Here is a 14,153-nt window from a genome sequence, read left to right on the forward strand (position 1 = left end):
GACCACGCGCCCCTCACCGCCGGGGTCGGTGAGCGGGTCCGGTTCTGGGTGGTCAACGCCGGGCCCGGTGACCTGCTCAGCTTCCACGTCGTCGGCGGCCAGTTCGACGCCGCCTACAAGGAAGGCGCCTGGACGCTGCGCCCCGGCACCAGTGGTGGCGCGCAGGCGCTGGACCTCGCACCCGCCCAGGGCGGGTTCGCCGAACTCACGTTCCCCGAGCGCGGTCGCTACCCGTTCGTCGACCACGACATGCGCCACGCCGAACATGGCGCCCACGGCTTCGTGGAGGTCGTCCCGTGATCGACATCTGGACCGTGGTGCGCTTCGTGCACGTGACCGGCGCGGCGCTGTGGGTCGGCGGCCAGTTGACCGTCCTACTGATCGTGCTGCCACCGGTGCGGCGGCTGCTCGGGCTGACCGAGCGGGCGAGCGTGCTCAAGGCCGTGGGACGGCGGTTCGCCGTGATCACCACGGCTGGGTTCGTGCCGGCGCAGATCGCCGGCGGTTGGCTGTTGGCCTGGCATCGTGGTGTGACCTGGCAGTCGCTGACCGAGCCCGGCTACGGCCGGGTCCTGGTCGCCAAACTCGTGCTGTTCGCACTGGTGATGGTGGCCGCTTCCCTCCACGGCATCGCTCAGAGCCGAGGCCGGCCCCAACTCGCCCGCGCGATGTCCACCGCCGCGCTCACCGGCTCGCTCGGCGTCGTATTGCTGGCGACCGTCCTGGTCGAGCGATGAACTGGCCGTATCCCGAGGGCAGCGCAGGCGACGTAGCGGTCCGGCAGCCGCCGCCTTGGGGACGGAGGTCCCGGCCCCATGAGGACGTCCGCAGGCGTCGCCGCCCGTGGGACCGCGCTTCCCTGGACGCATGCGGAAGCTCGCCGTCGCCACCGGTGACGAAGCCGTTGCCGACCTCTGTGGCGTTCCCATCCTGATCGGCGAGAACGCCGGCGGATTCCCTACCCGTGGGAGTCGAAGGTCCCTGTGCCGTCGCGCGGTCGAAGAGCAGGCTCGAAGCACCATCGAGAGAGGCCCACCATGACCACCGCACTCGACAATCGAGCACCACGTCGACCCCGGTGACGGCTGAGCACGAGGTATCCCGACCAACTGGAGAACCCGATGAACACGACCAAGGAGTGGCGCGTCGACATCACCATCGACGAGCACGACGAGAAGACCAGGGCCAAGGCCCGCCTGCGCACACGGGACGACACCCACCTGGTCGGTGTCGGCACCGCGAGGCTGAACCCGGCCGACACCGACGTCCCGGAGATCGGTGACGAGCTGGCCACCGCGAGGGCGCTGTCCAACCTGGCCCACAAGCTCCTCGACGCCGCGACGGCCGACATCGAGGGCATCACCCACAAGCCGGTCCACCTGCCCGGTTGACGCTCGCCTGCGCGGAGAAGCGCTCGTCGAGAAGGTGGAGGAACTGCTCGACGAGGGCAACACCCGGCACCTGGTCATCAAGACCGACAAGGGCCACACCGTGATGGAGATCCCCGTGACGGCAGGCCCAGCCGATCGACCGGGGCGTGCGGTGCCGCCCAAGGGGCGGAGGCTGCGGTTCGACCAGGGACGGGACGCTCGTCCTGCGGGGCCCGCGGACTCCGTCCCCGGCCCGGACTCGGGCGATCGACGGTAGGAGACAGCGACACCGGGTGCGATGGAGGTCTGACCTGCCGAGCGCATCGACGCGACCGGCCGTCACGTCGGCCGGGAGTGCCGGCTACCTGATCGGTGTGCTGGTCAACGTGGCCCTGCTGGTCCTGATCAACGTGTCGCCGGGGTGGCGTGCCGACCCGTTCCTCACCGAGGAGGCTTTCGACGTGGTGGTGTGGGTTGATATCGGCCTGGCTGTCGGCGTGGTGGTCAACACTGCCTGCCTGCTCCTCCTCCGACGCCGGCTGATCCTGCCGGGCGACGTGCTGACCACCGTGGCGGCGCTGGCCGCGCTGGTGTGGATCCGGTCCGGGTGGCCGTTCCGATTCGACGACTCCGAGATCCCGTGGACGACCATTACGCGGGCAGCGCTGACGGTGGTCGTCGTCGCCGTGTCGATCGCCCTTGTCGTCCAACTCGTGAAGCTGCCGCACGCACTGGGCGCACCGGACGTGGACTCGTGACGACGCCTGCGGCGTTCTTCGCGGGTCACCCGTTCGCAGCCGAGGTGTTCGAGCGGGTGCGCTCAACCGTAGCCGGGTTCGGTGACGTCGAAGTGCGGGTTTCCCGCAGCCAGGTGGCGTTCCGACGCAAGCGCGGCTTCGCGTACCTGTGGATTCCAGGGCAGTACCTCGCCAAGCCGAACGCCGACGTCGTCCTGTCCATCGCGCTGGACCACCGCGACCCGTCCGCGCGCTTCAAGGAAGTCGCGCACCCGGCCCGGGCGCACTGGACGCACCACCTGGAGGTCCACGACCTCGACGAACTGGACGACGAGGTGACGGCTTGGCTGCGCGAGGCCGCCGATCTCGCCGGTTGAGCTTCCGGGCTCTCGACCTGCCTCGAAACGCGAACCCTGTCGCGTGCTCGTAGACATCCCCGTCCCGTCGCCGGACGAGCCGGCGCTTGGGGCACACACCCGCAGCGCTGGCCCAGGTCCGGACGTGGTGCTCGTGCTGAGTGACGACCGCGTCGCCGGGATGGTCGGGCCGACGACATCGAGGTCGTGACCCGTGAACCGGCCGGGCTGCCGCGGTGAGTGGAGTCGGGCCGAGCCGGTCCGGCTGAACGCCCCGTAGCGGAACTCCGTGCGGTGCCGCTCGTGGGTCTCCTGTTCCCGCTTCGCGGTGATGGTCAGGAGTTCGCCGGTGCGGCTCACCTCGATGTCGGACTCGGCGTCGAGGCCGGGCAGCTCCGCGCGGAGCACGTACCCGCCCTCCTCGACGAAGTCCTCGACGTGGAACTCGTGCCTCGTTCCGAACGGCCACGCGCTCTCCAGCGCGTCGAACACCTCCGACATGGCCCGGTCCGCGGGCCTCTTCACGATGGTCGTCATCCCTTTTCTCCTCGACTTCCGGCTGCTCGGGTGTGCTCGGCCAGGACGAAGTAGTTCTCTTCCTCCTGGGCGAAGTGCAGGCGCAGCACGGCGTGCAGGCCGTACAGCGTCGCGCGCAGGTCCTCGACCTGGTCCGGCCCGGGACCGCCCGGTACGGCCAGGTGCCTGCCGACGCGTCTGGTCAGGCGTTCGATCTCGGCGTGGCCACGGCTCATCGGTGCGGTGCTGTCGGGGCCGCCGAACTCGGCGGACAGCGCCGGGTACAGCTCGTGCTCCTCCGCGCGCTCGTGCGGCAGCAGCACCCGTGTGACGAGGTCGTAGGCGTGACGGGCGGATCCCAGAGCCGCCGGTGTCGTCCCGGCTCGCAGGTCGTCCCCGGCAGAGCGGACGGCGTGCAGCACGGTGCGCAGGTCGTCGTGCTCGGCGTCGAACCGTCGTAGCAGTGCCTCGGTCGACGGCCGCACGCGCAGCCGGTGGGACGGGAGCAATACCCGCAGGGCGTTGAGGATCACGGCGGCGTCGATGGCTTCCTGCGTGACCGCGCCCAGCACGGGCGGGAGCAGGCCGACCGCGGCGAACGCCATGGCCACCAGGGCGAGCCCCATGCCGGTGACGGCGCTCTGGGTGGCGATCCGACGGGCGCGGGCCGCGATCTCGACCGCGTCGGCGAGGCGGTCGATGCGGTCGTCGAGGATGACCGCGTCAGCGGCTTGCGCCGCTGCTGTCGAACTGCGGCTGCCCAGTGCCACGCCGACGTCGGCGGCGGCGACCGCCGGCGCGTCGTTGATGCCGTCGCCGACCATCACGACCACGCCCGGCTCGGACCGGACCCGAGCCACCTTGTCGGCGGGCGAGCAGTTCGCGACCACGTCGTCGAAGCCGAGCAGCCCCGCCACGTCCTGCGCCACGTCGGGCCGGTCACCGGTGAGCATGACGACCCTGCCCAGGCCCGCGGCCCGCAGCCTGCGCACCGTGCGGGCGGCATCCCGGCGGATGCGGTCGCGCACCAGCAGGCCGCCCACCACGTCACCGTCGACGGTCACCCAGGTCACGGTGGCGGCGTCCAGGGCGGCCCGGCTCGCCACGGCACGCGCCCATCCGGGCAGCTCCGCGACCTTGCCGACGAAGACCTCCGCGCCGCCGACCTCACCGCGCACACCCCAGCCGGCGCGTTCCTCGACCCGCTCCGCCGCGACCGGATGACGGCCGGCTGCGGATGCGGCCACCACGACCGCGTCGGCCAGGACGTGGGTGGACAGCTGCTCCACCGCGGCCGCCGCGTCGAGCACCCGCTGGGAGTCCCAGCCGGGAGCGGGGACCACCTCGACCACGACCGGGTGACCTTCGGTCACGGTGCCCGTCTTGTCCAGCAGCACCGTGCGCGCGTGCCCGAGTGATTCCAGCGCCCGGCCGTCGCGGACCACGACACCGGACCGGGCGGCACGCGACATGCCCGCGGTGATCGCCACGGGCACGGCGAGCAGCAGCGGGCACGGGGTGGCGGTCACGAGCACGGCCACCGCCCTGGTCAGGTCCTGCGCCACGAGCGCCGCGATGGCCGCCACTGCCAGCGCGACCGGGAGGAACACCGTCGCGACCCGGTCGGCGACGCGGACCACCTCGGCACTGCCCACCGCTGCCTGCTCGGCCAGCCTCAGCACACCCGCGTAGGTGCTGTCCTCCGCTGTGGCCACTGCCCGCAGGTCCACCGAGCCCCCGGCGACGACCACGCCGCTGCGGACCCGTTCACCCCTTGCGCGCTCCACCGGCACCGGTTCACCGGTCAACGCCGACTCGTCGAACACCGCGTCGCCGAGCAGCGACGCGTCGACCGGCACGATCTCGCCCGGTCCGACCACCACGTCGTCGTCGGGTCGTACCTCCTCGACGGGTACGACCCGCACGCCCTCGTCCGTCCGGAGCCTGGCCTGTCGGGGCGCGCGTTCGAGCAGCGCGTTCAGGTCGCGGCGGGCACGCCGTTGGGCGTAGGCGTCCAGCGCACGCCCGGTTCCGAGCATGACGGCCACCACCGCGCCCGCCAGGTACTCGCCGACGACCAGCGTGCCGACGAGGGCGAGCACGGCGAGCAGATCGGCGCCGAACCGCCCGGCGCGCAGGTCGGCGGCGGCCCACACCAGCGCGGGCACCGCGGCCACCGCCGTGGCCGCACCCCACACCGGCGCCGCCGCAGACCAGTCCAGCCACCACAACACACCGCCCGCGCCGAGCAGCGCCGCGACCACGACGAGGAAGGCGGACTCGAACCGGCTCCTCACGGCGCGATCGCCTGTGTTGCCGCGGCGACACGCCGTGCCTCCTCCTCGGCGGTCACGACATGGGCATCCGGTCCGGGGAACACCAGCGTCTGCTTGTCGGTGTCGAGCCAGTGCACGACGTAGGGCGGTGAACCGTCCGGGTGGTGCAACTCCACCACCTGCCCGCGCCGGGTGGGCACGCCCAGCGTGACGCCTTCGACCACGACCCAGTCCCCGACCTCGGCCTTCACCGCTCCGCCTCCGTCCTGCGCACCACCGCCAGCGGGCAGGGCGCGTGGTGGATCAGGGCCTGGCTGGTGGAACCGAGCAGCATCCCGGTGAACCCACCGCGCCCGTGGCTGCCCACGACGAGCAGTTGGGCTCCCCGCCCCGCGTCCAGCAAGGCCCGCGTCGGACGACTTCGCACCACCTCGCGCTCGACGGTGACATCGGGGTGCTTCTCCTGCCACCCGGCCAGCCGCTCCGCCAGCGCCCGGCGCTGCTCCGCCTGGACCGCGTCCCAGTCCGACACCAGCCGCAGCGAGCCTTCCGGGGTGTCGTACACGAAGTCGTCACAGGCGATCACCGCGGTCAGCGGTGCCGCCCGGAGCGATGCCTCCTCGAACGCGAAAGCGATGGCACGTTCGCTGACCGGCGAACCGTCGACCCCCACGACGACCGGCCCGTTCAGCGCCTCGGCGTGCCGGACGACCACCACCGGACACCGGCCGTGTGCGACCAACGCGACCGCCACGGAGCCGACCAGCAGACCGGCGACACCACCGCGCCCTTCCGAACCGACGACCAGCAGCGAGGCCCGCCGTGACTGGTCGATCAACGCCTCCGACGGGCCGGCGCCGACGGCCTCCCACTCGACGTGGACGTCCGGCACCGTGGCCCGTGCCGCTGCCGCGGCTTCCTCCAGACACTGCTCGGCACGTAGCTGGAAGACACGGCGCACTTCATTCTCGGCGAGCACCAACTCCGGGTACCCGTGGATCGGGGGGAGGTAGCCGTGCACCAAGCGCAAGCCGACGTGTCGGCGCACCGATTCGTCGGCCGCCCACTTCACCGCGGTGAGCGCGGCGGACGAACCGTCCACACCCACCACCACCGGTCCGGCCATCTCGCACCTCCACGGTCGCAGGCCTCTCTCCCACGCTAGGCAGCCCCCGAGTTGCGGAACGCGGTCGAAGGTCTCACCCGGGCAGGGCCTTCCGACGCGGGAAGACCCTGCCGCGGTCCCTGTCGGACGACGGGCGACCGGGCGACCGTGGACGCACGAGGTGCTTCCGCGCCCAGGAGGTGTTACCGCCATGACGTCGTCCGACCACGCTCCCGCGCCGTTGCTGATCGACCGGTTCCTGTCGCGTGCGGACTTCACCCGCACCGCGCACGTGCTCGTGGACGCCGACCCGCCGACCGTGTACCAGGTTCTGCGCGAACTGGACCTGTCCGATGTGCACCAGCCGGTGCTCGACGCGGCCAAGTGGGTGCGCCGACTGCCTCGCCGCATCCGCGACCGCAAGCACGCCGTGCCGCGCCACCCCACCCGGCTGACGATCGGCGACCTGACCGCGGGCACCGACTGGGTGCTGCTGGGTGAGCGACCCGGTTCCGAGATCGTCTTCGGCGCGGTGGGCAAGTTCTGGCGACCCGTCATCGAGCTGCGCGAGATCGAGGCGCGGGCCTTCACCGATTTCGCCGAGCCCGGCTACGGCAAGGTCGCGTGCGCCCTCACCGTGCTGCCCTACGGCGAACGCCGTTCGCTGCTGACCTACGAGATGCGGGTGTCCACGGACGACCCGACCGCGTGGGTGCGGTTCCGCCGCTACTGGAGGCTGGCAGGTCCGTTCATGGGCGTGCTGGAGCGCGCCGTGCTGCACGCGGTGAAGACCTCGGCCGAAGGTGCGTGGTCGCGATGACACCCGTCGTCCACATCCGACAGTTGACCAAGGTGTACGGCAAGCTCACCGCCGTCCACAGGTCGGACGTCGATGTCCGGCCCCGGCGTGCCGCCGTCCAACCTCAGACCCCGCCGCCACCGGGCACGGGCGCCGCGGCGGGGTTCTCGCAGTAGGTGTCGACGCCGAGCAGGCACCCGCGCGTAGGCGCCACAGCCCCACGGGCCGTGGACCGCGACCGCCTGGCCGACCTCCCGACCGGTCACCCCGGTTCCGGGCGAGTGACCCAACCGGCGTTCTCGTGGCCGAGGGCGAACGGCGGTCCCCACGGCAACTGGCCGGTGTCGAACTCACGCATCAGTTGCAGGGTGCGAGTGGCACGCGCCGGCACCACCGACGCGCACCACCACCTCACCCGGTCCCGGCTCGGGCTAGGGCACGTCCACCAGCACCGGATCGGACTTCCAGCTCTCCAGGCGCAACGCCTTCACGCCAGCTCCTCCGTCGGCATCTCCACACGCACCACGCCCGCGATCGCGCCCGCGACCACGGTGGCGGCGTGCCGTTCGGCCTCGTTCGCACCGTCACCCAGGAGGGTGACCACGCCGTCGACGACGGTGATCTGCCACGGAGTGTCGCCCAGGAGTGACAGGTGGTGGCGGACGTCCTTGGCGATGAGCTCGTCGTCGCGGGCGATGCTGCGCAACAGGTCCCGCCTGCTGACCACGCCGACGAGCCGGTCGCCGTCCACGACGGGGACGGTGTGGACGTGCCGGTCCAGCATCGCCTTGGACAGCTCGGCGACGTGGGTGCCCGGTCCCGTTTTGACCACCCTGATCGACATGACCTCACCGACGGTGGCCGCCGTCGGTTGCTGTGCCAGGCCGTGCACGTAGGTGCCCGGGTCCGGCAGGATGCGGTGCCGCAGCAGGTCGGCCTCGGTCACCACGCCCACCAGGCGGCCGTCGTCGTCCACCACGGGCAGCGTCGAGAAGGTGTGCTCGGCCAGCAGCCGTGCCGCTTCCTTCGCCGCCCGGTCGGGGTGCACGGTGATGACGCGCTCGGTCATCAGGTCCTCGGCCTTCATGCCCTCCACGGTCCGCGTCCGCCGAGAGCCACCCCAGTGCCACCGGACCTCCGACACGGGGTCGAAGGTCCCTGTCCGCAGCGATGTTGGCCACCGCACCGGAGCCGCCTGCGGGGTGAACCTCGACTCATGACCTACGAAGTGACGCTCACCGAGGCGGCGCCGTTCACGGCGGCGCGTGAACGCCGCCGCACCCGCGCGGCGGACCTGTCCCGCACCATCAGCCGGGGATCCGACCAGCTGTTCGTCCACACCACACGATCGGGTGCCGTCGCGACCGGGCCGCAGGCCGCCTACCCCGACCCGTTCGACCCCGAGGGCGAGATGGAGGTCGACCTGCTGTTCCCGACCGACCGGCCCACCGGCGCGGACGACGACATCGACACCGTCCAGTGGCCGGGCGGACCGGTCGCCCGGACCCTCACGAGTTCGCCGAACACCTCGTGCGGCTCGGCATCACGTCGATCTCCGTCAATCCCGACGCCGTCCCCGCCGCACGCGCGGTCATCGGGTCCGCGGAACGCGGGCCGATGCTCGACCGCGCCCGCTGATCGCCCGGGTGACGCGGCGGTCGGGGTAGGCGGCCCCGTGACGACCTGCACACCGCGCTACCACGCCATGCCCAGTACAACCGCAGCCGGCCACGGACAGGAGCCGCACGGCGAACGCGCCGGCGAAGCGAGGGCCGCCGACCGCCAGCGCCAGGACCAGCTTCACGCCCGTGTTCGTCGCCAACGCCGCTCCGCACGCCAGCACCGCGGTGTCCACCGGGATCGCGTTCGGGGCCAGGGAAGCCGCCGCGACCGACGCCGCGTGCGCGTCGGCGAGACCTCCCAGCGCGGCCGCGGCGACCGCCCCGCCACCGCCCAGCCAGTCGGCCGCCGCCTTGGTGACCACCAGCAGCACGACAAGGACCACAGTGAGCGCCAGCGCCGATCGCAGTGACATCGGCCTGCTCACGACGGGGTCGACAGCGGATGCGGGTTCGGGGCGCGCACGCCACGTCGACCACGCGACCTCCGCCGACACCACCACAACGCCCGCGCACACGGCGGGAACCAGGCGCAGGGCCACCGTCGGGCTCACCACGGCGGTCACCGCCAGGAGCTGCACGAGCGTGGCCGCGTTGACAGCCATCGCGGCGGGGAGCGCGGGCATCCCGTCGCGCGCCCGTCGCGCGAGGACCGCGGTGGTCGCCGAACCCGACACGAATCCGCCCGCCAGACCGACCACCAACAGGCCCCACCGGCGCCCCAGTACACGCGCCGCGAGGTACCCCGCCCAGCCGATCAACGTCACCGCGAGCACCAGTGTCCACACCCTGGCGGGGTTGAGCGCGCCGTACGGCCCCAACGGCCGGTCGGGCAGCAGGGGAAGCACCACGAAGGCCACCACGAACAGCGTCATCGCGTCGGTGACGTCACGGTCGGTGACCAGGTCGGTCGCGAACCGGTGCAGGGGACGTTTCGCCGCCAGCAGCACCGCGACCACGACGCCCGCGATGGCCGCGAGCTGGGGCCACTTCCAGGCCGGCGCTCCCAGCAGGTACGCCGTGAGCGCGGTGACCCCGGTGGTCGCGCCGACGTCGGCTCGTTCGGACCGCAGGGCTTCCCGGTACCAGACGAGAACCACGAGTGCGACCGCCGCGAATCCGACCGCTGCCACGGCGGGTGACAGCGCCTGCCCGAGGGCGCCGGCCAGGGCGATCAGCGGGAAGGTACGGGACCCGGCGGGTCTGAACCGCTCCCCGGCGGTGGCGTGTTCGCGTTCCAGCCCGAGCAGCAGACCGATCGCGAGGGCCGTGCCCAGGCCCGCTACCGGCGACAGGTCCACCGGTCGGTCCCCAGGTCGAAGATCGGCACGCTCGGACCGCGGGCGTCGGTGGCGGTCATGGCGACTAGCGTCCACCGGAGACCACCGCCCCGCCAGGGCGCATGGACCCGCGCACCTGGCGACCTGGGTCCCTGCCGACACGAACGTGGTGGGCACACGCTGAAGTCATGATCCTGGTCGGAGTGGACGGATCGCCCGCGAGCCGCAAGGCACTGCGCTGGGCACTGGACGAGGCGACGCGCACCGGCACGACCGTCGAGGCCACGATGGCCTGGCGACGTCAGCCTTCGGTCGTACCCGCGCCGTCGATGGGTGTTCACCCCTACGCCGAGGTGCCGCGCCGGCGGCACCCCGGGCAGGAGTTGCACGCGATCGTCGAGGAGGCCCGCGCCGACGTGCCGGCAGCCCCGCCGGTCGTGGAGGTCACCACGACCCACGGGGCCTCCGACGCCCTCGCCGAGGGTGCCGGGAACGCGGACCTGCTCGTGGTCGGCACACGCGGCCCCGGCGCGGCGGCGGGCATGGTGTCGGGCGCGGCAGCACCTCGCGCACGGCCGCTTCGCCGTGCTCCCGGAACACCTTCGGTGCGGCGCGGAACCCCTGCGGCATGTCGTCCACGTCCGCTTCGGTCAGCGGTGCGAGCGCGACGGCCCGGTCGTCGAGCAGGTCGGTGTCCACACCACCCGGACCGGTCACCACGAGCGGCCCGAACCGGGGTCGGTCACCACGCCGACGAGCAGTTCCCGCCCGCCCTCGGCCATCGGCTGGACGAACACGCCGGACCTCACGCTTCGTCGTCAGGACACCTGTCGAGCGCTGCCGCGCCTCGCGGCGCCGGAGCGCCGAGCCGTCGGCGCACGGCCGCCAGGTAGGTGGCCTTCGGCATGGCGGCGAACAGCCGCATCTCCTGCGCGAGGGACGTGCGCTCGTCCAGGAACCGCAGCCCGGGTTCGGCGGTGGTGTGCAGGAAGACGGCGGCGAACGCCCGTTCCAGTTCGGCGGGCCGCCCGGTGATGACGTCGAGCAGAGTGCCGTCGTAGAGCCGGAACCGCCTCGGCGGCTCGGGCAGGTCGAACGGGTGGCCGTGCCGGCGCAGCGACCGGGCGATGGCCGCGCTGTCGCGTTGAACGCGCTGGTAGGCGTAGCCGGTCGAGGCTTTGAGCAGGCCACCCTTGGCGCCGATGGTCAGCACGTCGCCGTGCCGCCGGGGTGTGGCGCGCGCGGAGAGCGGCAAGGTCGCGGCTTCCAGGCGCTCGACCGCGTAGTCGTCGGCGCCCAGGAGGTCCAGGTACTCAGCCAGCGCGTCGTCCTGGCGCGGCACGGTGGCGTCCGGTGCGACGAACGACGTGTGCTCGACCAGGGCCCGGTGCGCGTCGACGGGCAGCACGTAGACGAAGCTCGCACCGCCGAGCTGCGGAGTGCGGAAGTCGAACAGGGTCGGCACGTCCGGGTCGAACACCGGTCGTTCGACCCGGACGTGCCAGCCGCGGAACGTGAGCCTGGCGTCAACCGTCGCGTCAACACCCAGCACGCTGTCGAACACCCAGGCCGCCGCCATCGGCGTGCCGTCCACGACGAGCCGCCCGTCCTCGACCCGGTCCACGTGGCCCCGGTGGAACCGGCAGGCCGGGGCGATCCCCCGGACCACCCGCACGAGATCGGCACCGCGCACCACCCTGTACCGGTAGCGGCCGAGGCCGAGCACCCGCGTCCGTCCGGCGACGTGCACGCGGATCCGGTCGAACCGCCGGGACACCGCGGCGTCGAGCAGGCCGGGCCGGTCGCTCCAAGAGGCCCACGACATCGCCTCGACGGGTCTGTGCCCGTCGTCGAAGACAACCACCGGTGCGGGCGCCAGGTAAGCGGCCAGGGTCAGGCCGCTCATACCGCCCCCGGCGATGACGAGAGGATCGCTCACCGTCCCATCGTGACCGTCGGACGTGCCGGTCGCAGCCGGCCCCGCAGCGGCGGAGACGATCTCACCGGAACAGTGCGTGTTGGGGGCGGTGCAGTCACCCACTCCGGCTCCGACTCCGACCCCTTCTGGTGTGAGGGTGGCGCTTTCGACGGCTACCAGGTGTCGCCAGAGTAGTGAGTTGGCCGATTCGCCGGACGTCGTGCGACGTGATGGCAACGCATCGGCTTGAGCTGGATCACCCTGTAGCGCGGGCGAGGACGTCGGCCGGCAGTCCGTGACCGTCCGAGGTCACCGGCATCTCGGCCCAGCGCTGCACGTCGGTGTCGGTCACGCCCGGCAGGCGTTCCCAGGTGGCGCGCTGCGGCACGCCGAGCACGGTCACAGCCTTGCCGACGCGTCGACCACGGCGGCCGGCGAGCGGGTCTCGGTGCCGCGCCACCGGACCTGACTCTTGGTGTCCAGCCATCCGGCCAGGTCACCGACCAGCAGGCTAACCGACGTGGCCGAACCCTTGGCGCTGCGAGCCGTCTGCGCCCTGTACGGCGGGCCCCTGCCGCAGGACGAGCGGCGGCTGCGTGAAGCCTCGCGCACGCTCGCCCTGGGGCTGGACTCCGGGCTGGCCCCCGAGCGCCGCGCCCCTCGCCGGACGCGCGGGAGACGCTCAACGCGATGATCGACCAATGGCGTGCCGCGGCCCGTCCCGGTGGCGTACCGGCCGCCGTGCACCCGACGAGCAGGTGCTGCGCAAATCAGAGCAAATGAGCACCACCCGCTTCGCGGACAGGCTCCAGCGCCGACCTCGCGGCGGTCACCGTCGGCCCGGTGCCCGGGGTTCAGTCGCCGACGTGGCGGCGGTGGCCCAGCGGCCACCGCCGGCCGACACCGGTCGTGGTCGTCACGGTTTCCCTTCTGAGAGCTTGGTCAGCTCGGCACCCGGCGACTCCGCGGGCTCGAGCACCGGCGCCGGCTCGCCGGCTTTCCACCACCGGACACCGGCCCCCGCGATCAGCAGCGCGAGCACACCGGCGGCGGTCGGGATCAGGAAGCCGGACGTGCCTCCGTAGTGGGTGACGAGCAGTCCGCCGACCGCCGCGCCGCCGGCCATGCCGACCACCACGCCGGCGTCCGCGAGAGCCATGCCCTCGTTCATCCGCTCCTCCGGCGTCAACTCCTGCAGCAGCCCCATGCTCGTGATCATCGTCGGCGCCAACGCCGCACCAACGATGAACGTCCACACCCCGAACAGCAGCAGGTTGCCACCGATGACCAGGGGGACGGGCAGCAGGCAGACGCAGAGGATGGCCGAGAGCGCGAGGGTGCGTCGGCGCGTGTCGCCCTTGAGCTTGCGCGTGCCGAAGTACAAACCGGACAGGGTCGAGCCGAGACCGATGAGGGCCAGGAACACGCCGGAGAACGACCGGGAACCCTGCAGGGCGACATACGCGACCGTGGTGACCTCCATGGCGCCCGCGGACAACCCGAGGACGGGGAACAGGGAGACCGCGGCGCTGATCCCGGGCACGCGCAGCCGGCGGCGCGGCTCGCCTTCGTCGGACTTCAGCGGTGCGGGCTCCGTCTTGCGCTGGGCGGCGAAGAGCAGGGTGCCCACCAAGAGCAACGCGTTGGCCGCGGTCAGCCCGGCGGCGGGGCCGATCGCACCGCACAGCAGTGCGGCCACGGCCGGACCGGAGATGAAGACGATCTCGTCGACGGTCCGCTCGAAGGAGTTGGCCGCGTGCAGCATGTCCGGCTGCCCCTGGTAGATGCGCACCCAGCGGGCACGGGCCATGGTACCCACGAACGGGACGCCGGCGGAGAGGAAGTACGTGACGTGGAGCGTCCAGACCGGTGCGCCGTACACGGCGCACAGGACCGTGCCGGTGCACGCGACCACCGAGATCACGGTGGCCGGGACGGCGACCCGGGCTTGCCCGTACCGGTCGACCAGCCGCCCGACGATCGGCGCGCAGATGGCGACGCCGACGAGACCTACCGCCGACACGCCCCCGGCCACGGCGTAGGAGCCGCGGGTATCAGCCACGAGGAGCACGACGCTGATACCGAACATTCCCATGGGCAGACGGGCGAGGATTCCGGTGAGCGTGAAGGCCACACTGCCTTCCGCGGAGAACAGCCGTCGGTATTGGCCGAGCATT

The 14,153-nt window shown here is 72.3% G+C and carries 17 protein-coding genes and 2 pseudogenes; 9 read left to right on the plus strand and 10 right to left on the minus strand.

Translation table 11 applies throughout. The features are described 5' to 3' along the window. The 6 genes from AB0I91_RS18650 to AB0I91_RS18675 all read left to right on the plus strand — a co-directional run. A partial coding sequence (locus tag AB0I91_RS18650; protein WP_499637710.1) for a cupredoxin domain-containing protein occupies positions 1–300 on the plus strand: 300 nt, incomplete at its 5' end. Next, positions 297–737: a hypothetical protein gene (locus AB0I91_RS18655; protein ID WP_499637713.1), complete on the plus strand. Its 441-nt coding sequence runs from the start codon at positions 297–299 to the stop codon at positions 735–737. The genes AB0I91_RS18650 and AB0I91_RS18655, both read left to right, overlap by 4 nt. 384 nt (positions 738–1,121) lie before the next feature. Then, positions 1,122–1,391 (plus strand): DUF1876 domain-containing protein, encoded by a 270-nt coding sequence (locus tag AB0I91_RS18660; RefSeq protein WP_498785570.1) that lies wholly within the window; start codon positions 1,122–1,124, stop codon positions 1,389–1,391. Continuing rightward, complete coding sequence (locus AB0I91_RS18665; protein ID WP_499637716.1) at positions 1,279–1,647, plus strand: DUF4342 domain-containing protein; 369 nt, start codon at positions 1,279–1,281, stop codon at positions 1,645–1,647. Before AB0I91_RS18660 ends, AB0I91_RS18665 begins: the two co-directional genes overlap by 113 nt. Positions 1,648–1,744: 97 nt before the next feature. Next, complete coding sequence (locus tag AB0I91_RS18670; RefSeq protein WP_499637720.1) at positions 1,745–2,128, plus strand: hypothetical protein; 384 nt, start codon at positions 1,745–1,747, stop codon at positions 2,126–2,128. A 56-nt stretch (positions 2,129–2,184) separates the two neighbouring features. Then, the gene (locus tag AB0I91_RS18675) at positions 2,185–2,484 is read left to right on the plus strand and encodes a DUF5655 domain-containing protein (protein WP_498785596.1); all 300 of its coding nucleotides are present in this window, start codon (positions 2,185–2,187) and stop codon (positions 2,482–2,484) included. Between the two features lie 249 nt (positions 2,485–2,733). Here AB0I91_RS18675 and AB0I91_RS18680 read toward each other — a convergent pair. The 4 genes and pseudogenes from AB0I91_RS18680 to AB0I91_RS18695 all read right to left on the minus strand — a co-directional run. Beyond that, positions 2,734–3,000 (minus strand): annotated as a pseudogene (locus AB0I91_RS18680) (Hsp20/alpha crystallin family protein); the annotation flags it as partial. Continuing rightward, entirely contained in the window at positions 2,997–5,276 is a 2,280-nt protein-coding gene (locus AB0I91_RS18685) for a heavy metal translocating P-type ATPase (protein WP_498785576.1), read from the minus strand. The gene AB0I91_RS18685 and the pseudogene AB0I91_RS18680, both read right to left, overlap by 4 nt. After that, complete coding sequence (locus AB0I91_RS18690; protein ID WP_498785578.1) at positions 5,273–5,506, minus strand: DUF1918 domain-containing protein; 234 nt, start codon at positions 5,504–5,506, stop codon at positions 5,273–5,275. The genes AB0I91_RS18685 and AB0I91_RS18690 overlap by 4 nt, the downstream gene beginning before the upstream one ends. Beyond that, positions 5,503–6,381, minus strand: coding sequence for a universal stress protein (locus AB0I91_RS18695; RefSeq protein WP_499637724.1), 879 nt, complete (start codon positions 6,379–6,381; stop codon positions 5,503–5,505). Before AB0I91_RS18695 ends, AB0I91_RS18690 begins: the two co-directional genes overlap by 4 nt. Positions 6,382–6,571: 190 nt before the next feature. Between AB0I91_RS18695 and AB0I91_RS18700 the strand changes: the two genes are divergently transcribed. Together AB0I91_RS18700 and AB0I91_RS18705 are read left to right on the plus strand one after the other, a co-directional pair. After that, the gene (locus tag AB0I91_RS18700; protein ID WP_498785582.1) at positions 6,572–7,180 is read left to right on the plus strand and encodes a hypothetical protein; all 609 of its coding nucleotides are present in this window, start codon (positions 6,572–6,574) and stop codon (positions 7,178–7,180) included. Then, positions 7,177–7,335, plus strand: coding sequence for a hypothetical protein (locus AB0I91_RS18705; RefSeq protein WP_499637728.1), 159 nt, complete (start codon positions 7,177–7,179; stop codon positions 7,333–7,335). Before AB0I91_RS18700 ends, AB0I91_RS18705 begins: the two co-directional genes overlap by 4 nt. Positions 7,336–7,646: 311 nt before the next feature. Here AB0I91_RS18705 and AB0I91_RS18710 read toward each other — a convergent pair whose 3' ends face one another. After that, positions 7,647–8,246, minus strand: coding sequence for a CBS domain-containing protein (locus AB0I91_RS18710; protein WP_498785586.1), 600 nt, complete (start codon positions 8,244–8,246; stop codon positions 7,647–7,649). Between the two features lie 504 nt (positions 8,247–8,750). Further along, complete coding sequence (locus AB0I91_RS18715; RefSeq protein ID WP_499637731.1) at positions 8,751–10,079, minus strand: MgtC/SapB family protein; 1,329 nt, start codon at positions 10,077–10,079, stop codon at positions 8,751–8,753. Between the two features lie 167 nt (positions 10,080–10,246). Between AB0I91_RS18715 and AB0I91_RS18720 the strand changes: the two are divergent. After that, positions 10,247–10,552 (plus strand): annotated as a pseudogene (locus tag AB0I91_RS18720) (universal stress protein); the annotation flags it as partial. Here the strand turns inward: AB0I91_RS18720 and AB0I91_RS18725 are convergent. The 4 genes from AB0I91_RS18725 to AB0I91_RS18740 form a co-directional block, all read right to left on the minus strand. Further along, positions 10,503–10,778: a hypothetical protein gene (locus AB0I91_RS18725; RefSeq protein WP_498783678.1), complete on the minus strand. Its 276-nt coding sequence runs from the start codon at positions 10,776–10,778 to the stop codon at positions 10,503–10,505. The pseudogene AB0I91_RS18720 and the gene AB0I91_RS18725 overlap by 50 nt on opposite strands. A gap of 85 nt (positions 10,779–10,863) precedes the next feature. Beyond that, a complete protein-coding gene (locus tag AB0I91_RS18730) occupies positions 10,864–11,997 on the minus strand; it encodes a lycopene cyclase family protein (protein WP_499637734.1) in 1,134 nt (377 codons plus the stop codon). Positions 11,998–12,232: 235 nt separating this feature from the next. Next, the gene (locus AB0I91_RS18735) at positions 12,233–12,436 is read right to left on the minus strand and encodes a hypothetical protein (protein WP_498783682.1); all 204 of its coding nucleotides are present in this window, start codon (positions 12,434–12,436) and stop codon (positions 12,233–12,235) included. A 456-nt stretch (positions 12,437–12,892) separates the two neighbouring features. Next, positions 12,893–14,152, minus strand: a complete 1,260-nt coding sequence (locus tag AB0I91_RS18740; protein WP_498783684.1) for an MFS transporter — start codon at positions 14,150–14,152, stop codon at positions 12,893–12,895. Position 14,153 lies beyond the last annotated feature (1 nt).

This window comes from Actinosynnema sp. NPDC049800 (assembly GCF_040656635.1).
In the GTDB taxonomy this organism is placed as follows: domain Bacteria; phylum Actinomycetota; class Actinomycetes; order Mycobacteriales; family Pseudonocardiaceae; genus Actinosynnema.

Excerpts from the sequence above, each read along its gene's own strand:
- AB0I91_RS18705 (WP_499637728.1), top strand. The coding sequence starts at position 7,177 with ATGACACCCGTCGTCCACATCCGACAGTTGACCAAGGTGTACGGCAAG.
- AB0I91_RS18700 (WP_498785582.1), top strand. The coding sequence starts at position 6,572 with ATGACGTCGTCCGACCACGCTCCCGCGCCGTTGCTGATCGACCGGTTC.
- AB0I91_RS18710 (WP_498785586.1), bottom strand. The coding sequence starts at position 8,246 with ATGAAGGCCGAGGACCTGATGACCGAGCGCGTCATCACCGTGCACCCC.
- AB0I91_RS18695 (WP_499637724.1), bottom strand. The coding sequence starts at position 6,381 with ATGGCCGGACCGGTGGTGGTGGGTGTGGACGGTTCGTCCGCCGCGCTC.
- AB0I91_RS18740 (WP_498783684.1), bottom strand. The coding sequence starts at position 14,152 with ATGCTCGGCCAATACCGACGGCTGTTCTCCGCGGAAGGCAGTGTGGCC.
- AB0I91_RS18660 (WP_498785570.1), top strand. The coding sequence starts at position 1,122 with ATGAACACGACCAAGGAGTGGCGCGTCGACATCACCATCGACGAGCAC.